This window comes from Kitasatospora sp. DSM 101779, assembly GCF_025655475.1.
Classification (GTDB): Bacteria; Actinomycetota; Actinomycetes; order Streptomycetales; family Streptomycetaceae; genus Kitasatospora.
The window spans coordinates 7,554,590-7,578,699 of the sequence record NZ_JAHTIK010000001.1 but is presented as its reverse complement, the minus strand read 5'-3'; the positions used below and the strand labels follow the sequence as shown (position 1 = coordinate 7,578,699).

The window sequence follows — 24,110 nt, the reverse complement described above, 5'->3', positions numbered from 1 at the left end:
AGCGCGCGGCCGGCCCTCAGTACGGCAGCGGCCGGCCCGACGGGGTCCGCAGATCGAGCGGAGGCCGCGGCTTGCCCCGGACGGGGCGTGACACCACCTTGATCCTGATCATCACCGTCACCTCCTCGGTCGCCGGCACGGCAGGACCTTCGCCCACCTGCGCCGTTCCTTGCGCGTACCGGATCTCTGCCCCGTCAAAGGCCCGGTCAACCACGGTGTCGGGGGGACGTCGGCCGGACCCGAACCGGAGGCCGGAAGTGCCCATCGAGGAGGCCTGCGACACCGCCTGACGCGGCGCCACCAACGCCGGACGCCGACGGCGCGCCACCGCGGGGGTGGCGCGCCGCCGGCGTCCCGGACGGAGGGTCAGTGCGGCGGCAGCGGGGGCTTGGCCGCCGTGTACAGCCAGTCGTCGAACAGCGGGCCGAGCCTGTGGTGCGAGAGCTTCTCCGCCAGGCGGAGCAGGTCGCCGGTGTCCGCCGTGCCGTACCGGTAGGTGTGGGCCCAGGTGCGGAGCAAGTCGAAGAAGTCGCGGTCACCGATGGTGGTGCGCAGGGCGTGCAGGGTCATCGCGCCGCGGACGTACACGGCATCGAAGTTGAACATCTCGTCGCGGCCGGGGTCGCCGGTCTCCAGGTTCCAGAACGGGTCGCCGGCGGGCGTCTCGTAATAGGTGTCGAAGACCTGCTGCACGGACGGTCCGCCGTGGTCCTCCTGCCAGAGCCATTCGGTGTAGGTGGCGAAGCCCTCGTTGAGCCAGATGTCGCGCCAGGTGGACGGGGTGACGCTGTCGCCGAACCACTGGTGGGCGATCTCGTGGACGACGGTGAGCTCGTCGGGGCCGCGGTCGTAGACCGGGCGGCTCTGGCTCTCCAGTGCGTAGCCGACGCCGACCTCGTCGATGATGCCGCCCGTCGAGTCGAAGGGGTACGCGCCGAAGCGCTTCCGCTCCCAGGCGACCGCCTGCGCGGTGGCGGGGTGCAGCAGGGTGTCGTCGCTGCCGTTCGGGTCGTAGGCGGTGATGTTGGGGAGGCCGTCGTCGGTGGTGCGGGCGACCTGGAAATCGCCGATCGCGACCATCGACAGGTAGCCGGCCATCGGCTTGCGCATCTGCCAGGTGACGGTGGTGCGGCCGTCGTGGGTCTGCGGCGGGCCGGCCGGCTCCCCGTTGGCGAGGGCGGTCACCCCGGTCGGGGTGGTGATCCGGAAGGTGTAGGTGGCCTTGTCCCGCAGGTCGTCGTTGAGGGGGTACCAGGTGCGGGCGCCGTCGGGCTCGTTGAGGGCCACGGCGCCGTCCGGGGTGTTGATCCAGCCGTAGTCGCCGAGCGCCGGGTCGGAGATCCGCTCGGGGGTGCCCCGGTAGCGGACGACGACGGTGAACAGCGCGCCGGGGCGGATCGGACGGGCCGGGGTGACCGTCAGCTTCTGTCCGTCGCTCCGGTAGGCGGCGGGCCGGCCGTCGACCAGGACCTGCTGGACGGCAGGGCCCGAATAGTCCAGGCGGAAGGTGGCCAGCGAGCGGTCCGCGCTCGCGGTGACGGTCGCCCGGGCGTCCAGCAGGTGGCTCGCCGGGGTGAAGTCGAGGTCGAGGTCGTAGTGGCGGACGTCGTAGCGCTGGTTGCCGCTGAGCGGGAAGTACGGGTCCGGCGGGGTGAGCGCTGCGCCGGCGGGCGCACCGGTGAGGAGCAGCAGGACTGCCGCGGCGGAGGCCGCCGCCGTCGCCCGGGTTCGTCTCATCATTCGCCTGATCCTCCGACAGCCGGTCGGAGGGGCGGCGGCGCCGCGCCGGGGCGGCCGAAAGGTCCTCCGGACGGCGGGCGCGGGGTGTTGCGCACCGGCGCGGCAGGGCCGTCCGGTCCGCACGGCGCACGCACGGGGGTCCGGGCTCAGGCTGCCTGCTGACGCACGTACTGCTCTGCCTCGTGGAGCCAGTCGAGGTACCGGCGGGCGAAGGTGACGGGCCGGCCGTCGGGGTCGAGCAGCGGGGCGAGATCAAGGTCGTCGATGCGGTCGTCGGACCAGATCCGGCCGCGTTCGGGGCCGCTGACGCCCAGCCACTCGCGCCGGCCGCAGCCCAGGTGACACAGGACGATCGCGTCGGCGGTGCGGTCCGCGGCCCACAGCAGGTCGCCCATGCGGTCGCCCCATTTCGTGGAAGGGGTGCCGCCAGCGGGTGCGGACGGCCACGGCACTGGCCAGGACGAGCAGCAGTTCTCGGTGGAGCTCCGGGGGCACGGACCGGACGAGGCCTCCGGTGTGCTTCCGGGCCCACCGGTCGAGGACGATCCGGTCGAGGACGATCCGGTCGAGCGCGGGCAGGCCCGTGAGGGTGCCGCGGGTGTCCGAGCCGACCGCGGCCAGCCACTCTGCGGCTCCAGCCGGAGGCGGGCGGCGGTCCAGAGGCCGACGGCGGCTCCGGCGCCGGGCACGTCGCCCAGCAGCGCGAGGAGTTCCCGCCCTCGTCGGGCGGCCTCGCCGGCGGGCAGGCCGATCGCCTCCTCGAGTTCCTTGCGGACGGTGTGGTCCGCCCCGGCGGCCGGCATGCCGAGCAGCGGCCAGACGCCGACGGCGGTGAACACCGTCCCGCTGCCGTCGGCGCCGCCGAGTTCTGCCGCCCAGCGTGCCGCGAGCGCGGTGACGATCCGTGCCGTGTCCGCCGAGGCGTCCAAGGCCGCTCCCTGTCCGCCGAACCGATCGGTCAGCCGATGGCAGGGGGCTGGAGTGACGGTCCGTCAGCCCCACACCGTGGACAGGATGGTCCGGCCCTCGGCGCCGGCCGGGTCGAGGAAGTACGGCACGCCGCCCGCGCCGATCCGCACCGGCACGGCCCGGACGCTCTTCACGATCCGCCCCCAGTGGACGAGTTCGACCACCATCGCCTGCTGGACCTGTTCGGAGAAGGTCATGTCGAAGACGAAGTTGCCGAGACCGTGCACGATCGGGCGGCCGTGGTAGATCTCGACGGGCTGCACCCAGTGCTGGTGCATGCCGACCACCGCGTCGGCTCCGGCGTCGATCAGCCGGTGGCCGACGGTGTACTGCTCGGCGACCGGGCGGTGCGAGTACTCGCGGCCCCAGTGCGGGACGACGACCAGCACGTCGGCGGTCGGGCGGGCGGCGCGCACGGACGTTTCCAGCGCCGCGAGGTCGTTCTCGGCGAGCGGGCCGGTGATCGGCGGCATCCGCTGCCACACCACACCCGGGGTGGCCGGGCCCGCCTCCGGCGACTCTCCGACGGCGCAGAACGCGAGGACGGCGAAGCGCAGCCCGCCGGCCGTCGCCAGGGCCGGCTGCCGGGCGGCGGCGATGTCCGCGCCGGCGCCGGTGGTGGCGAAGCCCTCGCCGCGGGCGATCGCCACCGTCCGGACGAGGGCGTCGGGGCCGTAGTCGCCCATGTGGTTGTTGCCGAGGGTGAGAATGTCGTAGCCGGCCCGGCGGGGGCCGGCGAGCGCCCTCGGGTCGCCGCCGAAGGAATCGCCGCCGTGCGTGGCCCGGCCCTCCTTGGAGAGGGTGCACTCCAGGTTCCCGACGGTCAGGCCGGCGGCGGACAGCCGGTCCGCCGTCCGTGAGAACGGGAGCTCCCAGTCGCCGGCGGCCGCCATCCCGGCACCGACCCGGCGGCCGAGCATCACGTCGCCCGTCCACAGACTGGTGACCACCGGGTCGGGCGCGGTCGCGGCGTCGACCTCGGCGGTGACGGGGTAGTCGGCCGGTGCGGTCAGCGGGTCCCGGCCGTCCACCGGCACGACGGCGGTGCCGGGTACCACGGCGTCCGCCGTCACCGCGGCGACCGCGTCCCTGACCGTGGCCACCTCCGCGACCGCGCCCGGCCCGCGCACGACCCGCAGCCCCTGCCATGCGGCGGCCCCGCCGGAGTGCACGGCCTCCAGTTCGGCCCGGGTCGCGGTGCGGCCGATCGCCGTCGCGGGGTGGACGGCCAGCACCACCGGCAGCCGGACGGCGCCGCCCGACCGGAGTGCCTCGGCGGCCGTCGCGGCGCCCCGCCCGGGCCGCCGGTTCGACCCGCCGCTACTGCACGCGGCGAGCACTCCGCCGGCGGCACCCAGCAGCACGGCGCGGCGGGAGACGAGCGGCGTCACCAGGTGCCCCGGAGTACGCCGCTGCGCTGACGGGCCACCCTCACCACGCTACGCCCCGCCGCGCGAGCCGCACGGCGGCCGGGCCCTCCGCCCACGCACCGTCGACGGAGCTGCGCCCGCTGCCCGACCCGGCCCCGCCCCCGTCGCGGTCGAGCGCCGCGGTCCGCACCGCAGCCACCGGCCGGCCGGGGTACGCCGGCGCCGAGTCGCGGTGACCTCACCGGAGTTGGCCGAACATGCCGGTGCGGGCACCGCACGGTGGTCCCGCCCCGGAACCGGCTTTCACCAGCGGGAACAGCCTGATGGTTCGTCATGAAGTCGCCCCCGAGGGCCTGGTGGTACGTTTGCGGAGCGACCTGCTCTTCCCCCGAACACCCCGTGCTGTTCGCCCGTTGGCCGCCTGAACGTGCGCTGGGCTCGCTTGGCTTGCCCCCGACATCGGGCGGACCACGGGAGGGGCGCGGGTATGGCAGGGCGGATCGGCCGGCAGGGCACGGCGGGCATGCGGGCGGGGCGGGCCGGGCGGTTGGCGGCGGCTGCGGCGCTGCTGCCGGCACTGCTCGACCTGACCGGGTGCGCGGGCGGCGCGGGTGCCGCCGAGGGCACCGGGGTGACCGTGCTGACCATGGCCCCGTCCGGCACCGGCTCCGCCGACCGGTCGGGGAGCACCGCCCTGGCGGAGGCGATCGGACGCTCCGTCAGCGCCTCGGACCGCTTCGGCGGTCGCCGGCTGCACGTGCTCACCTGCAACGAACAGGACACCGCGCAGGGGGCGGCGGCCTGCGCCCGGCAGGCGGTGGGCGCCCACGCGGTGGCGGTGATCGGCTCGTACAGCCGGCACGCCGCGGACTTCATGCCCGCCCTGGAGGCGGCGGGCATCCCCTACCTGGGCGGGTACGGGCTGTCCGGGCCGGAGTTCTCCAGCCCGCTCTCCTACCCGGTGGCGGGCGGGACGCCGGCGCTGATCGCCGGCAGCGGGCGCCAACTGATCGCGGCGGGCTGCAGGTCGATCGCGCTGGTGCGCCCCGACAACCGGACCGGCGACACCCTCACCCGCTACCTGTCCGGCGCGCTGCGGCCCGCCGGGGTCCCGCTCACCGACGTGAAGGTCGCCGAGAAGGGCCCGGACTTCGCCGCGCTCGCCCGGGCGGCGGTCGGCGGGGACCACAAGGACGGCTGCGTGACCACGGCGCTCGGCGTCGAGCAGACCCGGGGCCTGCTGGACGCCTACCGGAAGCTCGCCCCGACCCGGACCCGGCTCGGCGCGGTGCTCGGCGGCGTGCAGCAGTCGGTGGTGGACGCCACCGGCGGCAAGGGGGGTCCGCTGGAGGGCGCCCTGGTGACCGGCTGGTACCCGCCCGAGTCGTCCGCGGTCTGGGACGAGCTGCGCCACACCCTGCAGGGCGGGCCGGCGGCCTCGCCGGTGGACGCCTCCGACCTGGGCGTGCAGACGACCTGGGTCGCCTATCAGGTCTTCTTCCAGGCAGCCGACCGACTGGCCTCGGCCGGCCTGCCGCTGACCGCGAAGTCGCTGCGCAATCAGCTGGACAGCGGGGACTCGCTGGACACCGGCGGCGTCACCCCACCACTGGACTGGGGCATGGCGAGCATGCTGCCGAGCGCCGAGTCGCCGCGGCTGACAAACACCTGGGTGACCTTCCAGCAGGTGGAGAACGGTCGGCTGGCCCAGCAGCAGAGCGGGTTCGTGGACGTCCGCTGGGTGCTCACCGGCAAGCGTGCCCCGCAGTAGCGCCGGGAGTGCGGCTGTCACGGCTGCGACGGCCTGTCGCACATCGATCGGGCCACCACTTCTGCGACAGCCTCTCACGCTCGGCTTTCGCCTTCGCCTTCTCCTGCGCCTTCGCCACCGAGTCCAGGACGTGCCGGACGGCGGCGTCGCCGATGGCGTGCGTGGCGGTGGGGACGCCGGCGCGGTGCAGCCGGGCGATCACCCGGGTGTAGGCCTCCGGGTCGGGCCAGAAGGACTGCGTGGACTCGCCGTGGCAGTCGGGGCGCTCCAGCCATGCGGTGCCGTTGTCGACGGTGCCGTCCATGAACAGCTTGGCGCCGTCGACCCGCCAGAACCGTCCGCCGGTGCCCTGCAGCCGGATCAGCGCCTCGACCGCCTCCTCGTCGTCGCCGGGCCGGCACCAGGGGGCGATCCGCAGGCGCAGCGGCAGGGCGCCGTCGGCCTCCAGGTCGGCGCACAGGGCGAGGGTGGGGCCGTTGGCGTCCATGGCGTGGCCGCCGTGAGGCCGGCGGCGGCCATCTGCTGCAGCACCTCGGCGGCCCTGGCCCGTAGCTGGGCGTCGGTGAGCCTGGGTGCGACGTTCACGACGAGTTCGCAGGCGGCGTCCTCGAGGAGCAGCCCGGTGGGGCGGCCGTCGGCGTCGCAGACGATCTCGGCGCCCTCGTCGAAGCGGCGCGGGCCGTCGATTCCGGCGAGTTCGAGGGCGCGGGGGCTCGCGAGCGCGGAGTGGGCGTCGAAGAGGTCGATCAGGGCCGGGACGCCGTCGAGGACGGGGCCGAGGTCGGCGGCGGTGACCGGCCGGTCGCCGAAGGCGTTGGGGTCGAGGCCCCAGCCGCGCAGCCAGGCGCCGGGTTCGAGGCGGGCGGCGGCCTCGGCGAGGACGGCGCGGACGGCGCGGACGGCGGGCAGGTCGCGGCAGCCTGAGAGGTGGTGCTGACCGGCCCCACCATGGCCGTCTACGCCACCGACGTCCTGCTGCGGCGGAACCGCTACGACGGCCGCGAGCTCTCCGACGAGAGCCGCGGCGGGCCGTTCTGGTACACCGCGGGCGTCAACCCGGCCGGGGCCGCGGCCGTGCTGCTGGGCACCGCGGCGGCGGGCCTGTGTGTCACCACCCCGCTGTACACCGGGCCGGTGGCCGCGGCCCTGGGCGGTACCGACCTGTCGCTGCCGGTCGGCATGCTCCTCGCCGCCGTGCTCTACCTGCTGACGGGCCGCCGGCGTCAGGCGGCCGGGGCGGCGTGACCGGGCCGGTGGCCACGGCCGCGCGTGACACGACCGCAAGAGGGCAGTGGGACGGCTGATTCAGGGGCCCGCCGGGCGTCTCCGGGCCGAAGGCCGGGGGAACTTCGCCTCCGAGGGGGGCGGGCACCGTGGCGACATGGGCCGAGCCCGGATTCGTCCGGCGGGCCGCATCCGAGTCTGCGCAGTTCTCCCGCGGCTTCGGCCGGAAGGTGCCCCCAAGCGCCCCCGATGGATGCCCCTGCACCTGTGAAGCCGCGCCCCAGGACGGCCGCGCGCCCGGTGTCCTCTCGCCACCGGGCGCGCGGCAGATCGGGTGCCGGGACGGCTCGGCCGCAGCCTGCGCCGAGCCGTCCCGGCCCGCGGTCACCGGTGGTGCGGCAGGCGGAAGGAGTTGAAGAAGTCCTTGCCGGGGGTGCCGACGCCGGTGGCGGTGTCGTAGCCCTTGGCCGCCGACAGGCCGTAGTCGGCCGCGATCTTGTACAGGCGGACCTTCAGGGCGCCGCCGACCAGGCCGAGGTCGACCACGTTGCCGAACTTGTTGTGCACGGCGGAGTCGTTGACGTCGTGGAAGGCGCCGCCGGCGGCCCGGTCGTAGATCGCCGGGTTGGCGAAGCCGATCGCACGGCCGCCACGGGCCTGCACCGCGTCGGCGAGCATGGCCGCGTACTCCGGGGCGGAGACCGAGGTGCCGCCGTAGCCGCCCTCGCTGTAGGTGCCGCCATTGGTGTAGCCGACCAGGGTGGCGGCGACCAGGTCGCCGCTCATCGCGACGTCCGGGGTGGCGCGCAGCGGGGTGTCCGACTTGGTGCCGTCGGCCGCGGTCTTGGCGATCCGGTCCGGGACGACGCCCTGCTGGTACCACGGCTGGGCGAAGTCCTTGGAGACGCCGCCGCCACCGCCGAAGTAGAACTTGCCGGGGAAGGGCGTCCAGGACTTCTGGTCCTCGGAGAGGACGGACCGCTGGTCGCCCATCGAGACCTCGCGGCCGTAGTGGCCGGCCTTGTCGGCGAGTTCGAGCGCCGTGCCGCCGACCGAGGTGACCCACGGCGAGGAGGACGGCCAGTCGGTCTGCGCCTGGGTGGTGTCGGACTGGCAGTTGACGCCGGTGGCCGCCGCGCCCGGCGAGCTGTCGCCGCAGTCGCCGGAGGAGAAGGTGAAGCCGATGCCGGTGACCGCGCCGCGCTGGAAGAGCTGGTTGTCGGCGGCGACCACCGCGGGGTCGAGGTCCCCGCCGGTGCCGTGCATGATCTCGCCCCAGGAGTTCGAGACCACGTCGGCCAGGTGCCCGTCGACCACCTTGGCCATGGCGTCGTACAGGTCCTGGTCGTAGCAGGAGTTGCCGCCGACGTAGACCACCTGGGCGTCCGGTGCGAGGCCGTGCGCCATCTCGACGTCGAGCGCCTCCTCGCCGGCCCAGCCAGCCGCGCCGCCGCACTCGTCCTGGTGGGTCCACTTGTCCGGGGTGACGAACTCGCGGTACTGCCCGGCGGCGAACGGCTTGTCGCCGTGCAGGGTGGAGAAGTGGTTCGCGTCCTGCTCCATGGTGGCCAGGCCGTAGGCGTCGATGATGGCGATCCGGGCACCCTTGCCGGACACCTTGGCGTCGGTCACGCCGTAGGCCTTGCGCAGCTGGCTCGGGACGTAGGAGCAGGGGGCGAAGGGCTCGTTCTTCTCGTAGCCCGCCGGCGCGCCCTTGGCGGTCTTCGAGCCGTAGCCGTCCTCGGAGCAGGTCGGCACGGTCGGCAGGGTGGCCGGGGCCTTCTTGTCCGGGCCGGCCAGCTTGGCGGCGGCACCGGCACGGGCCTGCGCGCGGGCCTCGGCCTCGCGGACGGAGACGGCGTGCGAGGTGTTCTTGTGCAGGGTGTCGCTGAGCCCGCCGACGGCGAGCACCGCGCCGGCCGCCGAGGCCGGCACGACGGCGTCCTTGGCGGCGGCCCGGTGCAGGCCGTCCTCGGTGCGGTAGCTGCGGAAGCCGGTGCCGAAGGCCTTGGCGAGGGCGCCGGTGCTGCCGGAGACCTGCACGTAGTGCGCCGTGGTGGCGTCGACCTTCAGGCCCGCACCGGTCACCCAGTCGGTGACCGCCTTGACCTGCGCGGCGGTGGCGCCGAAGCGGGCGTCGGCCTGGGCGTCGGAGAGGAAGGCTCCGTAGGCCGGCGAGTTCGGGTCGGAGACCGCCTTGGCCAGCGCGGCGAGACCGGCCTGGTCCTGGCCGGCCAGGTAGATCCGGGCGGAGGCCGGGGCGGAGTCGGGCACGGCTCCGGCGTCGGCCTGCGCGGTGGCCCACTCCGGGTGGGTGCCGGGGAGGGGCTTGGCGGTCTGCTCGCCGGTCGGCGTGGCAGCGCCGGCCGGGGCGGCCGCGCCGAGGGTTCCCAGGATGAGTGCGGCGGTGGCCGGTACGGCGATCCTGGAGATCCGGTTGCGTGCTATGGGCACGTCTGTCCCCCACTTCGGGAAGATGTGTGGAGCGTCTGTGTCGCTCGACGAGGGCACGGCAGAGCGGGCCGGCGGAGAAGTCGCCGGCCTGCGTCGATGGTTGACTGCCGTCAGTCATCTATTCCGATGATCACGTGGATCTCAAGGGGCGGCCGGAAAGATTTACCGGTACATGACCAGTCCCGGGGGAACCCATAGCCTGGGCCGCCCCAGTCCGGACGGATCATCAGTCGGCCGAGGCGGGCTACGGGATGACGTCCGCTCATGCGTGGAGGCCGGTCCGGGTGCCGCGTCCGGCGGGATCGGCACACCTGACCAGGCGGCTCGTCCCCGGTGAGCGGCCGCACCTGCCGGGTCCTGCGCCGTTTCGCGTGTAGTGTCCGGGCCGACCCGCAGTCCCGCCCACCGGTCCCGCCCACCCCACCGAGTCATCTCCACCAGCCCCATCCGCGAGGACGCCGAGCCGTGCCAGCCGACACCGACCGCGCCGGGAAGCCGGCAGCCGCCGCCGGGCGGCGGGAGGGGCGTGCCCGGGCGGGGGCGTGGTGTCCACCGGCGGGAGCGGGGTGCGGTCGATGATCGCGGCCGCGGCGCTGGCCGCACTGGCCGCGGACTCGGGCACGACCGAGTCGGTGGGCTTCCCCGCGCTGTTCCTGCTGGTGGCGCTCGGTTCACTCGTCCCGGTCTTCCCGACCAGCATCCTGGTCAGCGCGACGGCCGCGGCCGCCGTGCACACGTCGGCCGTCCCCCGCGACCTGGTGCTGGTGGTCGTCTGCGCGGGCCTCGGCGCATGGTGCGGGGACGTCACGCTGTACCGCCTCGCCGGGCAGGCGGGCGGACGGCTGGAGGCGCGGATCCGGCCGAGGTTCGACAATCCTCGGGTCCAGGAGGCCGAGCGCAGGCTCGACGAACACGGCCGGGCCGTCCTGGTGCCCTCCCGGCTGGTCCCGGGCGGGCGGATCTTCATGATCGCGGCCTGCATCCTCTCCGGCTGGCCCGTCCGCCGCTTCGCCGTGGCGGAGGCACCGGCCGCCCTGCTGTGGGCCACCGCCTACGCCCTCATCGGCGCCCTCGGCGGCGCCCTCTTCGACCAGACCTGGATGGGTGTCCTCGCCGCCGTCGGCCTCGTCCTGCTGGTGGGCGGCGCCACCCTCCTCTGGCGCCGCCGGCGCCGCGCCCGCACCGTGGCCACCACCCCCGACGCACTCCCCGGCGGAACGCACCCCGACGAAGCCCACCCCGGCGGGGCGGATCCTTCGGACGGTGCGGACGACGCGGACGACGCGGACGACGACCGGTGACGCCCTCGACGGCCGGATCACCGAGGGCCGACGGGAAGTCCTGACGCCCGCTCAACCGACAACGGTTGCCACCCGGCAGGCGAGCATGGCAGGGTGTGACCCGCGCTCCGCACGGGAGTGCCGCACTCACTCCAAGGGAATGAAGTCCATGGTCCCGGCGTCCCTCAGCGGCCGCCGTCGGTACTGAGCGTCTGCCTGCTGCGCGGCCTCACGTACCACGCCCGTCTCACGGCGGCCCCACGCGCGGTGCAGTCGCACCGCCTGCCATCGTCCTGCGCGGCGGTGGCGCCGGCTCCGTCCGGCCCGACATCCAGCGCTGCCCGCCTCGGTGCGGGTCCGCGCCCACCCTTGTCTTGACGTGAGGTCATCATCACCGTGGACACCCCTGTCCAGAGCTTTGCCGTTGCCAACCTGCGCCGCCGCCCCGTGGTCGTCGAGACCGGCGGTTTCGTGGCGGGCTTCGACCCCGGCACCACCAGCCCGTACATCAATTACGCGACCCCGCTGCCCGGCGCCGAGCCGACCGCGGCGGACCTGGCCGGCCTGGTCGCGGCCTTCCGCGACCGCGGCCTGAAGCCCCGGCTCGAGTTCGCCCCCGACTCCGCCCCCCTGGTGGAGTCGGCGCTGCTCGCGGCCGGCTTCACCGTGGAGGCCGTACACGAGTACCTGGTCTGCACCCCCGCCACGCTGACCCCGCCCCGGTACGGCGACGCGCCCGCGCCGCTGGTCGAGGCCCCGGCGGGCGACGCGGACTACTCGGCGATCGACGCCGCTCTGTCCGAGGCCTTCGCCGGCGAGTTCACGTCCTCCCCGGAGGGCGCAGCCCGTCTGCGCCGGACCGAGGACGGCGGCGGCGCCGTCCGCTTCGTCCGCTCCCCGGACGGCGGCTGCGCCGGCGGGGCGATCTGCTCGGCCCCGGCCGTCGGCACCTCGGAGCTGGCCGGCGTCGGCACCCGGCCCGACTTCCGCGGTCGCGGCATCGCGGCGGCGGTCACCGCCGAGCTGACCGCGACGATGTTCGGCCGCGGCGCCTCGTCCGTCTGGCTGGAGTACTCCGGTGAGGGCTCCCGCCGCGTCTACGAGCGGATCGGCTACCGCCCGCAGGGCCGCCGCCTCTACATCGCCCTGGAGGACTGACCCGGCGGCGCCGTGGTGCGGCCGGCCCCTCGCACGGGGCTCGGCCGCACCGCGGCGCACCGGAGGCTCACTCCGACGGAGGCACGGACCGGCCCCCCGCCCTGCCGGCGCCCGATACTGCCGGTGTCGCGCAGCACCCGCACCCGGCCCGGAGGCCGCCATGACGTCCGCACTCCCGCCCACGGCCGGCGCACCCCACATCGGGGTGATCGGCCCGGGCGGGGCGAATCCCGAGGAGAGCGCCCTGGCCCGCCGGGTCGGCGAACTGCTGGCCGGGCACGGTGCGGTGCTGCTCTGCGGCGGGCTCGGCGGGGTGATGGAGGCGGCGGCCGCCGGGGCGCGCAGCCGCGGTGGCATCACGGTGGGGCTGCTGCCGGGTCCCGACCGCACGCGCGGGAACCCTCATCTGACGGTGGCTCTGGCCACCGGCCTGGGCGAGTTGCGGAACGGGCTGCTCGTGCGGGCCTGCGACGCCCTGATCGCGGTCGGCGGCAGCTGGGGGACGCTCAGCGAGGTCGCCCTCGCCGTGCGCGTCGGCAAACCGGTGGTCTCCCTCGCGGGGTGGTCGCTCCCGGACGCACCCGCCGACGCGGGGCTCGTGCGGGCGGCCACCCCGGAGGAGGCCGTGGCGGCGGTGCTGAGCGGACGGCACGGCCGTGTCGGCGGACGACCACCCCAATGACCGCCTCAATGACCGCCTCGGCCGCGCCGAGGTGGCCCGGCGCCCTGCGATGCGTCCCGTCGCGCGCCCGGTCCGTCAGGGGCCGGGCTGCGGACGGCGACACTTCATGGGAATCCCCGGTGCCGGAACCGTCCGGATCGTGAAGGGCACCCGCTGCCCGGGGGTCAGACGCCGCCCGCGGCGGCGTGGCGCTCGGCATTCCGTAGTCCGGCCGCCGCGGCGGCGAGCCGCTCGGCCGAGGTGCGCAGCGAGGCTCTGCCGTCCGGGGTGTGCATCCGGTCGGGGAAGGTTCCGGCCACGTCGCGGAGCGCCTCCACGGCGGCGGCCAGTGCACCCAGCAGGTGCGGCTGGTCGACGAGCGGCACCGGGTCGTGGTGGCTGCGGGACTTGGCGAGCGCGACGTCCCGGGTCTGCTTCTCGACCGCCTTCAGTGCGTCGACGATCCCTGCCAGGGCGCTGTCCATGCCGTCTCCCTCCGCCGCGGGGACGGCCCGACCGGCCGCCCTCCCGTCCGTGGTACCCGTCCGCCCGGTGGTCGTGAACCGGCGACACGCCGGGTTCGGTCGCCGCGTCCCTCCGCCGCTGCCGGATGCGGCAGGATCGGCGGCATGACCGAACAGCCGCAGGGCGACCTCCCCGGAACATCGGCTCCCCTGCCACCCGCGCCCTGCTCGGCGCCGGCTACACCCGCCTCGACGACCTGGCCGGGGTGCCCGTCGCCGAGCTGAAGAAGCTCCACGGCATGGGGCCCAGGGCCCTGGAACGGCTCCGGGCGGCCCTGGCGGAGCGCGGCCAGTCCCTCGGCTGACCCGGCGTCGGCCCCATCTCCACGCCGGCCCGCCCGAGCCGGTGCGCGGTCCGCCGGACGGTTCTGGTTCGATCAGGTCCGGAGTCGACCGGGGTCCGCCCCGGTACGGCGGATGCCGCAGCGCACTCCGACGAGGCCGCCCGGCGTGCGGCGCGGCCGAGGAACGGAAGCGGAACATGCCGTCGTCCGAGGTTCTGTCGGTCGGCCTGCTGCTGGTGGTGCTGGTCTGTGCGGTGGTCCGGCCGTTCGGCTGGCCGGAGACGGTGGTGGCCGTGCCCGCCGCCGCGGTCGCGGTCGGCACCGGCGCGCCCTCGCTGGACCACGTCCGCGAGGAGGCGGCGCGCCTCGGCCCGGTGATCGGCTTCCTCACCGCGGTGCTGGTGCTCGCCCGGCTCTGTGCCCACGAGGGGCTGTTCCGGGCCTGCGGGCCTGAATGGCCCGGACGGCCGCGCCGCCCTCTGGTCCAGGTCTTCGCGGTCGCCTCGGCGGTCACGGCGGTGCTCAGCCTGGGTGGACCACGCGCCGTGTCCGGTGCTGCCGGTCTGGGCCGGGCCGCCGCCGGGGACGGGGACGCTGCCGCCGGAACCGGACCGGGGCTGAGGCGGCACCGGCGGCGACCCCCGCGGCCGGCGTCACCCGGTGTGACGCATGTTCGGCGGTGTTCGGTGGCCGTGCGGGTCGCGCGGGGTCATGCTGAAGGTCCAGCGTCCCGCCGTGAACCCCCGAGCACGGCGGGGCGCGCTGCGTCGTGCTCGGGGGTTCGGACCGCTGCGGCGGCCGTGAGCCCGGCGAGCCGTTCGGCCTCCCGCGATCCCGGCTCGGCGGTGTAGACGACCAGCAGCAGGGCGGGGTCGCCCGGCAGGGCCAGCGTCTCGTAGCCGAGGTCCAGCAGTCCGGCCGACGGGTGTCGCAGCAGCTTGCGGCCGTGGGTCTTCTCGGCCACCGCGTGCCCCTCCCAGAGCCGGCGGAACTCCGGACTGCGTGCGGACAGTTCCTCGACGAACCCGGCCGCGTGGCGGTCCGCGGGGTGCCGGGCCGCGTCCAGCCGCAGGTAGGCGACGGTCTCCGCGGCGACCTCCTCCCAGGCCGGGTAGAAGGTGCGGGCGCGCGGGTCGAGGAAGGCGTGCCGCGCCATGTTGCGCTCGTCCGCGGGGATGCCGGACAGACCGAGCAGGGCGTCCGCCGGGGCGTTCCACGCCAGCACGTCCATGCACCGGCCGAGCACGAAGGCCGGGCCGGCCAGCATGTCGAGCACCAGCCGGACCCCGGCGCGGAGCTCCGTCGGGGCCGGTGCGGCGGCGTCCTGGCGGGGCGGCCGGGCCAACCGGTGCAGGTGGGCCCGCTCGGTGGCGTCCAACTGCAGCACCCGGGCCACCGCGTCCAGCACCTCCGGCGAGGTACCGCCGCCGCGGCCCTGCTCCAGCCGCACGTAGTAGTCCACGCTGACCCCCGCCAGCTGCGCCACCTCCTCGCGCCGCAGCCCGGGCACGCGTCGGCGCCGCCCGTACTCCGGGAGGCCGAGCGACTCCGGCCGGATCATGGCGCGGCGGGCCCGGAGGAAGCCGCCGAGTTGCTCGCGATCACCGTTGCTCATGCTCCGACCCTACGGACTCCCCGATCCTGCGGAGGGTGGTCCTGGCAGACCCAGGAAAACCACGGCCCTGGGTGGCGGCGGCCGTGCCCGGCAGGCTCGAGGACGTCAAGGAAACGACGGCGGGCCGACCGCCGCTGATCCCCTCCCAGGAGCCCACCATGTCCTACACCTCCCTCTCCGGCCGTGTCGCCGTCGTCACCGGTGCCGCGAGCGGCATGGGCGCCGCCACCGCGAAGCTGCTCGCCGCGAACGGCGCCTCGGTGGCGCTGCTGTCCCGCCGCGAGGACCGGCTCAAGGAGCTGGCCGCCGAGATCGAGGCCGCCGGCGGCCGGGCGCTCGCCGTACCGGCCGACGTCACCGACCAGCGCTCGGTGGACGAGGCCGCCGGGCGGGTCGCGGCCGAGCTCGGCCGGGTCGACCTGCTGGTCGCCGCCGCCGGCGTGATGCTGCCCAACCCGGTGGACGACGGCCGGATCGACGAGTGGACCCGGATGATCGACACCAACGTCACCGGTGTGCTTCGGGTGGTCCGGGCCTTCACCGGCGACCTGGTGGCCGCCGCCGCCGAGGGACGCACCGCGGACCTGGTGGCCGTCTCCTCGATCGCCTCCCACGTGTCCTTCCCCAACTACGCGGTCTACAGCGCCACCAAGGCGGCACTCACCCACCTGGCGACCTCGCTGCGCAGCGAGTTCGGCCCGCGCGACGTCCGGGTCTCCACGGTGGAGCCCGGACTGACGGACACCGAGCTCGGTGCGCACATCGACAACCCGTCGCTCGGCCTGGACGGCCAGCTCGGCGCGATGTTCGACGCGATAGGCCCGCTGTCCGCCGAGGAGGTCGCCGACGTGATCGGATTCACCGTCAGCCGCCCGCGGCACGTGAACCTCCGTCACCTGGTGGTGCTGCCGACCCGTCAGGCCTGACCGCGACAGCGAACCGCGGAGCCGGCCGCCAGCGGTGATCACGCCGGGGTAGAGTCGGGGAATGACTGGGGACTGGCGTTCGGACCGGATCGGCAGCGCACTGCGCGGTGAGAACCCCTCGGTGCTGCGGCGCCTCGGGGCGGGCTTCGCGGTGATCGGCGACGTGCAGTTCCTGCCGGGGTACTCACTGCTGCTGACGGACGAGCCCGGCGTGCAGCGGCTGTCGGACCTGCCGCGCGGACGGCGGCTCGCCTTCCTCTCCGACATGGAGCGGCTGGGCGAGGCCGTCGAGCTGGCCTGCCGCAGCCTCGACGCCGCCTTCCGCCGGGTGAACCTGGAGATCCTCGGCAACACCGACGGCTTCCTGCACGCCCACGTCTGGCCGCGGTACGAGTGGGAGCCCGCCGACCTCGTCCGCATGCCGGTCTGGCTCTACCCCGAGGAGAGTTGGACGGGCACCGACACCGCCCTCGGCCCGCGGCACGACCCGCTCCGCGCCGCCATCGCGGGCGAACTGGACCGGATCGCCGGCGAACCGGACCGGTTGGAGCTCTAGCCGCGCGTCTTCCCGGGGCAGTCGGGTGGCTGACCCGGGGTCTTGACGCGCGTCGTGCGGTGCGGTGCCATGGCCCTGACGGGAGGGGGGAGCCGTGGCGCCCGAGGGGGACGACGATGCCGAGAGCCGTGGCGAGGAGGGCGGTGATCGGCCGGACCGTTCACCGGCCCCGCACGTTCCCGGGCCGGCGGACCATGTCTGGATCGCCGTGCTCGTGCTGATCGTGGTGGTGCTCGTCCTGGTCTTCCTCCTGTCCGATGTGAACCTGGACACCGGTGGAGGGGTCGGCGGCTTCGATTGAGACATGTCCGGCGCTTCAGGGTTCAGGACACCGCGTCGTAGACCACCGCCCCCAGGAGGAGCAGGCCCAGGGCCGGCAGGACCACGCAGGACGTCCGGTCATCGGTCCGGCGACCGGCGACCGGCGACCGGCGACCGGCGACAACAGCGTGGGCGGACCCCCGCCGAGCCCTCGTGTACAGCTCACACCGCGCGGGCGACGAGTGCCCGGCGGGCTCACTGCGCGCCGAGGGCCATCCACTTGCCGGGGTGCTCGAGGGGGGTGAAGCCCACCTTGGCGTACACCTCGTGGGCGTCGGCGGTGGCCAGCATGATCCGGCGCAGGCCGAGCGGCGCGAGGTGGTCGCGGACGGCGGCGGTGAGGGCGGTGCCGACGCCCCGGCCTCGTGCGGCGGGGGCGATGTAGACGTCGCACAGCCAGCCGAAGGTGGCCCGGTCCGTCACCACCCGGGCGTAGCCCACCTGTTCACCCGAGGCACTCTCGTACACGCCGAAGTTGAGCGATCCGTCGATCGCCCGTTCCTGCTTCTCCCGCGGGCGGCCGAGCGCCCAGTAGGCGTCCTCGGACAGCCATCGGTGGACCAGCGCCCGGTCCAGGCGCTCGGGGTCGGTGGACAGCTCGTAACCGGCGGGGAGATCAGTGCTCATGGCCCGCATCCAAGCAGGCCACGCCGTCCGGTGGCCACCGGATTGTCCGGGCGGCGCCGGCCGCCCGTCCGCCGGCGGGCGGGGACCATGGCGTGCGGACGTGAGGTTGCCGCGCGGCAGCCTTGGTCAGGGCCGGGCGGACCGGCCCGGCGACACGGCTGCGGGAGGAGCGGGCCGTGGACCGAACGACCCGCCGATCCTGGGCCGTTCGGTCAGGCGGGCGGGACCTCGCCCGAGCCGCGGACGATCAGCCGGGTCGGCAGTTCGACGCGTCGCGGCGGGGAGGTGTCGTGGCCGAGCCGGTCGAAGAGGAGGCGGGCGGCCGTCCTGCCGAGCGCCTCCGGGTCCTGGGCGACGACGGTGAGGCCGGGGCTGAGCAGGGCGGCGAGCTCCAGGTCGTCGAAGCCGACCAGGGCCGGGCGGGCGGGCAGTCCGGCCAGGGCCTGCAGTGCGGCGAGGGTGACCCGGTTGTTCGCGGTGAACAGCGCGGTGACCGGCTCGGCGGCTCGCTCGGCGGCGGTCGGGTCCGGCCCGCCGTTGCCGTCCGGCCCGCCGGTCAGTAGGCGCCGCACGGCCCGCCCGACGGTCGCCGGGTCGGTCGGACCGGTCGCGATCCACCGCTCGTCGACCGGCAGTCCGGCCGCCCGCATCGCCTCGCGGTAGCCGCGCAGCCGCTCCGCACAGGTGTGGATGTGCGGCAGGTCCCCGATGAAGCCGATCCGGGGGTGCCCGTGCGCGATCAGGTGGGCGGTGCCCGCGCGGGCACCGCCGGCGTTGTCGCTGAGCACCGCGTCGGCCTCGATCCCGGCGCCGGGCCGGTCCAGGAAGACCACCGCGAGACCGGAGGCGGCCTCGGGCAGCAGGTATTCGTGGTCGCCGCCGGCGGGCACCACGACCAGCCCGTCCACCCGGCGGGCGCACAGCGCCAGCGCCAGCTCCCGTTCGCGATCGGCGTCCTCGGCGCTGGAGCCGGTGAGCAGCAGACAGCCGTGCTCGCGGGCGACGGCCTCGACCCCGCGGGAGAGCGCGGAGGAGAACGGGTCACCGATGTCCTCCAGCACCAGGCCGACGCTGGCGGTGGAGCCGGTGCGCAGCAGCCGGGCGCTGTCGTTGCGGCGGAAGCCGAGTTCGTCGATCACCGCCCGCACCCGGGCCGCCATCGCGGGGCTGACTCCGGACTCCTTGTTGACGACCCGGGAGACGGTCTTCAGCCCGACGCCAGCCGCGGCCGCGACGTCCTTCATGGTGGGCCTGGCGGCAGGTCGGCTGCTCATGACCACGCAGCATACGGACCCGGTACGGACCCGGGCGGGACGACCCGCGCGACGGCGCTGGACAACGTTGTCAGGGTCGGCCACAATCGACCCTCGTACCGCCGCACCTGCCCCGGAGCACCACCATGAGCAGCGCCAGGACGGCCGACCAGGCCGCGCCCGGAACCGATGCCCCCGCACTCGTCGCCGCCCTCGACATCGGCGGGACGAAGATCGCCGGCGGTCTCGTCGACCCCTCCGGCCGACTGCTGTACCAGGTCCAGCAGTCCACCCCGGCCCGGGAGGACGCGGGCACCGTCCTCGGCGCCGTCCTCCGTGTGCTCGACGAGCTCTCCGCGCACCCGCTGTGGGGCCGAGCGCGGTCTCTCGGCATCGGCAGCGCAGGCCCCGTCGACACCTCCGCAGGCACCGTCAGCCCGGTCAACATCGCTGCCTGGCGCGGTTTCCCGATCGTCGCCGAGGCCGGCGCGCACCCGGCCGTCCGCGGTCTGCCCGTGGTGCTCGGCGGCGACGCGGTGGCCATGACGGCGGCCGAACACCGCTACGGCGCCGCCCGCCCCTACGCCGACGCGATCTGCCTCGTCGTCTCCACCGGGGTCGGCGCGGGCCTGGTCCTCGGCGGCAGCGTCCACCACGGACGGACCGGCAACGCCGGCCACCTCGGCCACATCACCGTCGACCTGGACGGCGACCCCTGCCCGTGCGGCTCGCGCGGCTGCCTCGAAACCCTGGCGAGCGGCACCGCGATCGCCGCCCGCGCCGCCCGGAACGGCTGGCGGCCGCCGGGGCCAGACGCGTCCGCGTCCGCCGTCGCCGAGGCCGCCCGGCTCGGCGATCCGATCGCGCTCGCCGCCTTCGACCGCGCCGCGCAGGCACTGGCCGCGGGCATCGCCGCCACCGCCACCCTGGTGGAGCTCGAGGCGGCCGTGATCGGCGGCGGCGTCGCCAAGGCGGGGGACGTCCTCTTCGCCCCGCTCCGCCGCCATCTCCGCACGTACGCCGCCCTCCCCTTCGCCGCCGGACTCACCGTCCTGCCCGCCCGCCTCGGCACCGACGCCGGACTCGTCGGTGCCGCCGCCCTGGCCCTCGGCGACCCGGCCGGCCGGGAGAGTGTCGGGTAGTCGATCCGACTGCGTGTCGTCCTGCAGGTGCCGTGACGTCACGGTCGAGGTGTCCGCGGCCCTTCCGCCGTGCCGGCGCTCCACTCATCGGAAGCGGGAGCGGCACGGCGCCTGTCGCCCGCCGGTCGGTGCGATCGGACGAGGACCACGCCGGAAACCCGGTCCCCCTGCGTCCCGGTTTCCCCTGCGTCCCGGTTTCCCCTGCGTCCAGGCCGACTTCGCCCGTGCCTGGTGCCCCGGCCGCGCTCGCCGCCCTGCTGGCCGACCACAGTCCGGAGCCCGCCGAGTTCGAGGCGGTCCTCGCCGCCGCCGTCACGGAGCACCACCGCGACGCACCCGCGCTCGCCGAGGCGCTCGCCCCGCTCGCCGCCCGACGCGGCCGCGGCCGGCTGCGCCCGGGCGAGCTGCGCAGTGGTGACGAGCCAGGGTCGCGGGAACCGCCCGGAGGGCTCGCCGAACCGCTGTGTGGACGGGCGTCGGCAGCGGCAGCCGAGGGGCGAGGACGGGCAGCCAGGCGTTCTCCTTGCGTAGCAGCCCGTCGGCGGACGTGGTGGCCCACGGCAGTCGGACGGCCAGGTCCTAGCCGAGCCGCCGGAGCTGGTTCTCTCAGCCCCGCGCACCGAGCCTGATCGGCCGATCGGCGAGGTCGGGGTGCTGGTCCCGCATCAGTTCTCGGACCAGCTCGGCGGTGATCTCGGTCTCGGCGTGTGTCATGCGGCACAACACTAACGACGTGACTGCCCGCGCGACTCGTGGACCATCGACTGTGTGGCGCTCAGGGCGAAGGCGCACAGCCGACCGACGACCTGACAGAAGACCTGCGGGTCCTGCGCCCTGGCGGGCGGCCCGGCGCACCACTGCTGCCACGGGCCGCCCGGTGCCAGGAAATGTGCTGCCCGGTCCCGGCCCGACTCGCCGTCCATGTGGAGGAGGGCCCCCAGGACGAACGCCTGGTCGTAGGAGAGGTCGGTCCTCCGGAGGTACCGCTCCAGGTAGGCGACCAGCAGGTCGGCGTCGGCCTCGGTCGCGAAGGTGGCGAGGGCGGTGCAGTAGGCGGCACCGGCGTAGGCCGCCTCGCTGGCGAGCAGCAGTCCGCCGAGTCGGTCGCGGAACTCCGTCCGGCGGGAAACGGCGATCAGCCAGGCTTCAGTCTTGCGCTCGCGCCACCCGCCGTCCAACAGGACGCCGAGTTGCCGGGTGGTGATCTCGCCGGCCGCACGGCCGATCTCCTGAGCGAACCTGGCGTGCTCGGCGTCGTCCAGCCGGAGCAGCGAGCCGCCGAGTCGGCGGTACCGCCGGTCGGGGGTGACGTAGCGCTGGACCAGCTCTCGGAGTTCGGGGTCGTCGTGGGTGCGGCGCATGCCCGCATCCTTCCTCGGGCGGGCCGGCCTCGACCAGCGGTCTGCGGCTCCGCGGCTCAGTCCGTCGGGGCGAGGAGGGTGAGGAGCCGGTGGGCGAAGGCGGTGGGGTGTTCGACGGGGCCGAGGTGGCCGCCGGGGAATTCGGCGAGGTCGCGGTGGAGGAGGGCGGCGAGACGGGAGGCCGGGCCGTGGAGGGGGAGTTGGTGGCGGGAGTCGCGGCCGGCGGCGGGGACGAGCTTGTCGGCGACGGGGGCCAGGGCGGCCAGGTCGGGCGGGGTGGTGGCGAAGGGGTAGAGCATCCGCTCGAGGAAGACGGGCAGGTTGGCGTGCATCCGGTGTGCCATCTCCTGGATCTCCGGCGGCAGTTGGGTGGCCTCCTCGGCGACGGCCTCCGGGATCCGGTCGGGGTCGTGCTCGGGCTGCCCGCCGCCGAGGCCCTCGCTGAACCGGGCCATGGCGGCGGCGACGCCCTGCGTCCGGCAGGTGTCGCGGACCTCGGCGAAGAGGGCCTTGTGCGGGGCTGGGTCGTCGAGGAGTTCCAGCAGGGGCGGCTCGTGGGCGACGACGCGCCGCACCCGCCCGGGGTGCCGGGCGAGCAGGTCCACGGCGACGATCGCGCCGGAGCTGCAGCCGAGCACGTCGGCCTCGCCGTCGGGCGCGAGGTGCTCGATCAGGCGCCGGGCGTCGTCGCTCCAGACGTCCACCCGCTGGTCGGTGAGCGGTCCGTCGATGGGGCTGCGGGAGAGGCCGCGCGGGTCGTAGGAGACGACGGTGTACCGGGCGGCGAGTTCGGCGTAGGTGCCCGCGTACATCCCGGCGTCGCCGGCACCGCCGGGGACGAGCAGCAGGACGGGGCCGCTGCCGCGCAGTTCGTAGTGGAGGGTGGCGCCGGGGACGGCGAGGGTGCCCGTCCGGCCGGTGGTGGCAGTGGTGGTCATCGGGTGCTCCGGTCGGGTCGGGCGGGCCAGTTCTCGAGCAGGACGTGGAGGGCGTCGAGCGAGCGGTCCCAGGATTCCTGGACGGTGCGGGGGTGGCCGAAGCCGCCGCCGAGTTCGAGGTGGATGTAGCCGTGGAAGGCGGCCCGGAGCAGCCGGGCGGCGTCGGTGAGGTCGGGCTCGGCGAGGCCGTAGGCGCGGAGCATGCCGTAGGTGAGTTCGGCGCTGCGGCGGACGACGGCCGAGTCGGTGATCTCCTCGGGGGTGAACTGCAGTTGGGTGGCGGCGTACCGGCCGGGGTGGGCGAGGGCGTACTGCCGGTAGGCGTCGGCGAAGGCGACCAGGGCGTCCTTGCCGGCCCGGCCGGCCACGGCGGCGGCGATCCGTTCGGTCATCTCCGCACCGCCGAGCAGGGCGATCCGGACGCGCAGCTCCCGCAGGTTCTTGATGTGGGAGTAGAGGCTGGCGTCCTTGACGCCGAAGTGCCGGGCGAGCGCGGAGACGGTGACGCGGTCGAGTCCGACCTCGTCGGCCATCTCCGCGGCCGCCTCGGTGAGTTTCGCCGCGGTGAGTCCCGCTCGTGCCATCGCCCGACCACCATTTCCTAGGAGCTCTAGGTTTCAAGCTATCACATCGAGGTTATGGCGCGGCGGGCCGTTTTCTCCGGGCGAGGTGTCAGTCGGCCCGGCTTCGGGCGAGGGTCAGTCGACCGGGCGCAGCTCGGGGAACCGGACGGTGGGCCGATCGAGCAGCCGGCCGTCCCGGTGGCGCAGGGTGAGGTCGAAGAAGGCCGCGGTGCAGGCACGTTCGGCGGCGACGGCCCGCTCGGGGTCGACCGTGCCGATCAGGTCGGCGACGGTGGCGGACGGCAGGTCCAGCTGCCCGGCGAGTTGCGGCACCATCGACTCCAGGTCGGTGTAGCTGGCATGCACCGCACCGGTCAGGGTGAGGTCGCGGCGCCAGCCCGTGCTGCGCTGCCACAGCGCGCCCCAGGACGGGTTGCTGAGGTGGTCGTCACCCTCGCTGCCCATCAGCAGGAAGGGGCGGTCCAGACCGTCGGTGGCGACGGTGGAGGGGTTCGCCGGGTCGTGGTCGTCGCCGACGTACGCGAGGACGCCGTCGAGGTTCTCGCCGGCGGCGATCCGCGGGTCGTCGTGCATGGCCTGCAGGGCGGTGAAGCCGCCGGCCGACTGGCCGAACATGCCGGTGCGGCCCGGGTCGAGCACCGCGCCGAGGCCCTGCGGCAGCCGCCGATGCTCGGCGTCCGGGTTGCGGCCGCCGGCGAGCGCACCGACCTGGTCCAGCACGAAGCGGGTGTCGGCCACCCGGACGTCGACGAGCTTGCGCAGCAGCGCGGTGAGCTTCTCCTTCGCCTTCTGCGGGTCCGGGTCTTGCACGGCGGCGAGCTCGGCGTCCATCCGGCTCGCCGCCACCCGGCCGCCCGGGAACTCGACGGCCGGCGCCTCGTACGTGTGGTCGATCGCCACCACGACGTACCCGCGCGAGGCGAGGTCGTCGCCCAGGGTGGTGCCGAACGCTGAGGGGTCGCCGGCACCGGGCGAGTACAGCACGACCGGGCGCGGGCCGCCGCGGAGGTCCGCGGGGGCGCCCTCGTGCGCATGGGTGCGGGTCTGCGCCCAGGCCACCCGGTCGAGCGGGAGGTCGCCGCCGTTGCGGTACATCGTCTCGAAGACGGCGGCCGCCGCGGCGGGCATCTGCGGGGCAGTCGGGTAGGGCCCGGCGTCCCGGGCCGGGTAGCGGACGGTCGCCATCAGCTCACGCGGGCCGGAGCCGGTCCACGGGTCGGTCCTGGCCGGGTCGACCAGGTGCAGCGACACGGTGCCGACCGGGTATGGGCCACTCGGTGCGGGCAGCACCAGCAGCGCGCGGGGCGGCGGCCCGGCCGCCCCGGGGCCCCCGACCGCGGCGGCCGGGGCGA

Annotated in this window: 22 protein-coding genes and 3 pseudogenes; 11 read left to right on the top strand and 14 right to left on the bottom strand. The window is 75.2% G+C overall.

Translation table 11 applies throughout. From position 1 onward, the window contains the following. Nucleotides 1–366: 366 nt before the first annotated feature. From KSNIM_RS34455 to KSNIM_RS34445, 3 genes are all read right to left on the bottom strand, one after another. The gene (locus KSNIM_RS34455) at nt 367–1,740 is read right to left on the bottom strand and encodes a M1 family metallopeptidase (RefSeq protein ID WP_263107093.1); all 1,374 of its coding nucleotides are present in this window, start codon (nt 1,738–1,740) and stop codon (nt 367–369) included. Nucleotides 1,741–1,886: 146 nt separating this feature from the next. Then, nucleotides 1,887–2,669: a hypothetical protein gene (locus KSNIM_RS34450; protein WP_263107092.1), complete on the bottom strand. Its 783-nt coding sequence runs from the start codon at nt 2,667–2,669 to the stop codon at nt 1,887–1,889. A gap of 63 nt (nt 2,670–2,732) precedes the next feature. Next, nucleotides 2,733–4,100, bottom strand: coding sequence for a CapA family protein (locus KSNIM_RS34445; protein ID WP_263107091.1), 1,368 nt, complete (start codon nt 4,098–4,100; stop codon nt 2,733–2,735). 466 nt (nt 4,101–4,566) lie between these two features. On the opposite strand from KSNIM_RS34445, the gene KSNIM_RS34440 reads away from it, so the two are divergent. Continuing rightward, entirely contained in the window at nt 4,567–5,850 is a 1,284-nt protein-coding gene (locus KSNIM_RS34440; protein WP_263107090.1) for an ABC transporter substrate-binding protein, read from the top strand. 88 nt (nt 5,851–5,938) lie between these two features. On the opposite strand, the pseudogene KSNIM_RS34435 reads toward KSNIM_RS34440, so the two are convergent. Then, nucleotides 5,939–6,912, bottom strand: a pseudogene (locus KSNIM_RS34435) (amidohydrolase family protein); the annotation flags it as partial. Between KSNIM_RS34435 and KSNIM_RS34430 the strand changes: the two are divergent. Further along, complete coding sequence (locus KSNIM_RS34430; protein WP_411543904.1) at nt 6,799–7,095, top strand: cytosine permease; 297 nt, start codon at nt 6,799–6,801, stop codon at nt 7,093–7,095. The pseudogene KSNIM_RS34435 and the gene KSNIM_RS34430 overlap by 114 nt on opposite strands. A gap of 363 nt (nt 7,096–7,458) precedes the next feature. Here the strand turns inward: KSNIM_RS34430 and KSNIM_RS34425 are convergent, their stop codons facing one another. After that, nucleotides 7,459–9,528, bottom strand: a complete 2,070-nt coding sequence (locus tag KSNIM_RS34425) for a protease pro-enzyme activation domain-containing protein (RefSeq protein WP_263107089.1) — start codon at nt 9,526–9,528, stop codon at nt 7,459–7,461. A gap of 575 nt (nt 9,529–10,103) precedes the next feature. On the opposite strand from KSNIM_RS34425, the gene KSNIM_RS34420 reads away from it, so the two are divergent. The 3 genes from KSNIM_RS34420 to KSNIM_RS34410 all read left to right on the top strand — a co-directional run bounded on the left by KSNIM_RS34420 (nt 10,104) and on the right by KSNIM_RS34410 (nt 12,648). Further along, nucleotides 10,104–10,829 carry a DedA family protein gene (locus KSNIM_RS34420; protein ID WP_263107088.1) on the top strand — a complete coding sequence of 242 codons (726 nt, stop codon included), beginning with the start codon at nt 10,104–10,106 and terminating at the stop codon, nt 10,827–10,829. Between the two features lie 375 nt (nt 10,830–11,204). Beyond that, nucleotides 11,205–11,966: a GNAT family N-acetyltransferase gene (locus KSNIM_RS34415; RefSeq protein WP_263107087.1), complete on the top strand. Its 762-nt coding sequence runs from the start codon at nt 11,205–11,207 to the stop codon at nt 11,964–11,966. Nucleotides 11,967–12,126: 160 nt separating this feature from the next. Then, the gene (locus KSNIM_RS34410) at nt 12,127–12,648 is read left to right on the top strand and encodes a TIGR00725 family protein (protein WP_263107086.1); all 522 of its coding nucleotides are present in this window, start codon (nt 12,127–12,129) and stop codon (nt 12,646–12,648) included. A 164-nt stretch (nt 12,649–12,812) separates the two neighbouring features. Here KSNIM_RS34410 and KSNIM_RS34405 read toward each other — a convergent pair whose 3' ends face one another. Beyond that, nucleotides 12,813–13,112 carry a hypothetical protein gene (locus KSNIM_RS34405; protein ID WP_263107085.1) on the bottom strand — a complete coding sequence of 100 codons (300 nt, stop codon included), beginning with the start codon at nt 13,110–13,112 and terminating at the stop codon, nt 12,813–12,815. Nucleotides 13,113–13,237: 125 nt separating this feature from the next. On the opposite strand from KSNIM_RS34405, the gene KSNIM_RS34400 reads away from it, so the two are divergent. Continuing rightward, on the top strand, nt 13,238–13,456 hold the full coding sequence (locus KSNIM_RS34400) for a helix-hairpin-helix domain-containing protein (protein ID WP_263107084.1): 219 nt from the start codon (nt 13,238–13,240) through the stop codon (nt 13,454–13,456). A gap of 176 nt (nt 13,457–13,632) precedes the next feature. Beyond that, a pseudogene (locus KSNIM_RS34395) lies at nt 13,633–13,965 on the top strand (arsenic transporter); the annotation flags it as partial. Between the two features lie 179 nt (nt 13,966–14,144). Here KSNIM_RS34395 and KSNIM_RS34390 read toward each other — a convergent pair. After that, the gene (locus tag KSNIM_RS34390; RefSeq protein WP_263107083.1) at nt 14,145–15,050 is read right to left on the bottom strand and encodes a helix-turn-helix transcriptional regulator; all 906 of its coding nucleotides are present in this window, start codon (nt 15,048–15,050) and stop codon (nt 14,145–14,147) included. 158 nt (nt 15,051–15,208) lie between these two features. Between KSNIM_RS34390 and KSNIM_RS34385 the strand changes: the two genes are divergently transcribed. The 3 genes from KSNIM_RS34385 (at nt 15,209) to KSNIM_RS34375 (ending at nt 16,833) form a co-directional block, all read left to right on the top strand. After that, entirely contained in the window at nt 15,209–15,976 is a 768-nt protein-coding gene (locus tag KSNIM_RS34385; RefSeq protein ID WP_263107082.1) for an SDR family oxidoreductase, read from the top strand. 61 nt (nt 15,977–16,037) lie between these two features. Then, complete coding sequence (locus KSNIM_RS34380) at nt 16,038–16,532, top strand: HIT family protein (RefSeq protein ID WP_263107081.1); 495 nt, start codon at nt 16,038–16,040, stop codon at nt 16,530–16,532. A gap of 94 nt (nt 16,533–16,626) precedes the next feature. Then, nucleotides 16,627–16,833 carry a hypothetical protein gene (locus KSNIM_RS34375; protein ID WP_263107080.1) on the top strand — a complete coding sequence of 69 codons (207 nt, stop codon included), beginning with the start codon at nt 16,627–16,629 and terminating at the stop codon, nt 16,831–16,833. Nucleotides 16,834–17,048: 215 nt separating this feature from the next. Here KSNIM_RS34375 and KSNIM_RS34370 read toward each other — a convergent pair whose 3' ends face one another. Together KSNIM_RS34370 and KSNIM_RS34365 are read right to left on the bottom strand one after the other, a co-directional pair. Next, on the bottom strand, nt 17,049–17,480 hold the full coding sequence (locus KSNIM_RS34370) for a GNAT family N-acetyltransferase (protein ID WP_263107079.1): 432 nt from the start codon (nt 17,478–17,480) through the stop codon (nt 17,049–17,051). A gap of 212 nt (nt 17,481–17,692) precedes the next feature. Further along, nucleotides 17,693–18,754, bottom strand: a complete 1,062-nt coding sequence (locus KSNIM_RS34365) for a LacI family DNA-binding transcriptional regulator (RefSeq protein WP_263107078.1) — start codon at nt 18,752–18,754, stop codon at nt 17,693–17,695. Nucleotides 18,755–18,879: 125 nt separating this feature from the next. On the opposite strand from KSNIM_RS34365, the gene KSNIM_RS34360 reads away from it, so the two are divergent. Next, nucleotides 18,880–19,875, top strand: coding sequence for an ROK family protein (locus tag KSNIM_RS34360; protein WP_263107077.1), 996 nt, complete (start codon nt 18,880–18,882; stop codon nt 19,873–19,875). Nucleotides 19,876–20,285: 410 nt separating this feature from the next. Here the strand turns inward: KSNIM_RS34360 and KSNIM_RS34355 are convergent. From KSNIM_RS34355 to KSNIM_RS34335, 5 genes and pseudogenes are all read right to left on the bottom strand, one after another. Beyond that, a pseudogene (locus KSNIM_RS34355) lies at nt 20,286–20,589 on the bottom strand (aminoglycoside phosphotransferase); the annotation flags it as partial. Nucleotides 20,590–20,600: 11 nt separating this feature from the next. After that, the gene (locus tag KSNIM_RS34350) at nt 20,601–21,236 is read right to left on the bottom strand and encodes a DUF6000 family protein (protein WP_263107076.1); all 636 of its coding nucleotides are present in this window, start codon (nt 21,234–21,236) and stop codon (nt 20,601–20,603) included. Between the two features lie 56 nt (nt 21,237–21,292). Then, complete coding sequence (locus tag KSNIM_RS34345; RefSeq protein WP_263107075.1) at nt 21,293–22,174, bottom strand: alpha/beta fold hydrolase; 882 nt, start codon at nt 22,172–22,174, stop codon at nt 21,293–21,295. Next, nucleotides 22,171–22,758 carry a TetR/AcrR family transcriptional regulator gene (locus tag KSNIM_RS34340; protein ID WP_263107074.1) on the bottom strand — a complete coding sequence of 196 codons (588 nt, stop codon included), beginning with the start codon at nt 22,756–22,758 and terminating at the stop codon, nt 22,171–22,173. The genes KSNIM_RS34345 and KSNIM_RS34340 overlap by 4 nt, the downstream gene beginning before the upstream one ends. 114 nt (nt 22,759–22,872) lie before the next feature. Next, nucleotides 22,873–24,110, bottom strand: a 1,238-nt coding sequence (locus KSNIM_RS34335) for an alpha/beta hydrolase family protein (protein ID WP_263107073.1), incomplete at its 5' end; no start/stop codon positions are given.

Excerpts from the sequence above, each read along its gene's own strand:
- KSNIM_RS34455 (WP_263107093.1), bottom strand. The coding sequence starts at position 1,740 with ATGATGAGACGAACCCGGGCGACGGCGGCGGCCTCCGCCGCGGCAGTC.
- KSNIM_RS34440 (WP_263107090.1), top strand. The coding sequence starts at position 4,567 with ATGGCAGGGCGGATCGGCCGGCAGGGCACGGCGGGCATGCGGGCGGGG.
- KSNIM_RS34430 (WP_411543904.1), top strand. The coding sequence starts at position 6,799 with ATGGCCGTCTACGCCACCGACGTCCTGCTGCGGCGGAACCGCTACGAC.
- KSNIM_RS34420 (WP_263107088.1), top strand. The coding sequence starts at position 10,104 with ATGATCGCGGCCGCGGCGCTGGCCGCACTGGCCGCGGACTCGGGCACG.
- KSNIM_RS34410 (WP_263107086.1), top strand. The coding sequence starts at position 12,127 with ATGACGTCCGCACTCCCGCCCACGGCCGGCGCACCCCACATCGGGGTG.
- KSNIM_RS34405 (WP_263107085.1), bottom strand. The coding sequence starts at position 13,112 with ATGGACAGCGCCCTGGCAGGGATCGTCGACGCACTGAAGGCGGTCGAG.
- KSNIM_RS34400 (WP_263107084.1), top strand. The coding sequence starts at position 13,238 with ATGCGGCAGGATCGGCGGCATGACCGAACAGCCGCAGGGCGACCTCCC.
- KSNIM_RS34390 (WP_263107083.1), bottom strand. The coding sequence starts at position 15,050 with ATGAGCAACGGTGATCGCGAGCAACTCGGCGGCTTCCTCCGGGCCCGC.
- KSNIM_RS34385 (WP_263107082.1), top strand. The coding sequence starts at position 15,209 with ATGTCCTACACCTCCCTCTCCGGCCGTGTCGCCGTCGTCACCGGTGCC.
- KSNIM_RS34380 (WP_263107081.1), top strand. The coding sequence starts at position 16,038 with ATGACTGGGGACTGGCGTTCGGACCGGATCGGCAGCGCACTGCGCGGT.
- KSNIM_RS34370 (WP_263107079.1), bottom strand. The coding sequence starts at position 17,480 with ATGAGCACTGATCTCCCCGCCGGTTACGAGCTGTCCACCGACCCCGAG.
- KSNIM_RS34365 (WP_263107078.1), bottom strand. The coding sequence starts at position 18,754 with ATGAGCAGCCGACCTGCCGCCAGGCCCACCATGAAGGACGTCGCGGCC.
- KSNIM_RS34360 (WP_263107077.1), top strand. The coding sequence starts at position 18,880 with ATGAGCAGCGCCAGGACGGCCGACCAGGCCGCGCCCGGAACCGATGCC.
- KSNIM_RS34350 (WP_263107076.1), bottom strand. The coding sequence starts at position 21,236 with ATGCGCCGCACCCACGACGACCCCGAACTCCGAGAGCTGGTCCAGCGC.
- KSNIM_RS34345 (WP_263107075.1), bottom strand. The coding sequence starts at position 22,174 with ATGACCACCACTGCCACCACCGGCCGGACGGGCACCCTCGCCGTCCCC.
- KSNIM_RS34340 (WP_263107074.1), bottom strand. The coding sequence starts at position 22,758 with ATGGCACGAGCGGGACTCACCGCGGCGAAACTCACCGAGGCGGCCGCG.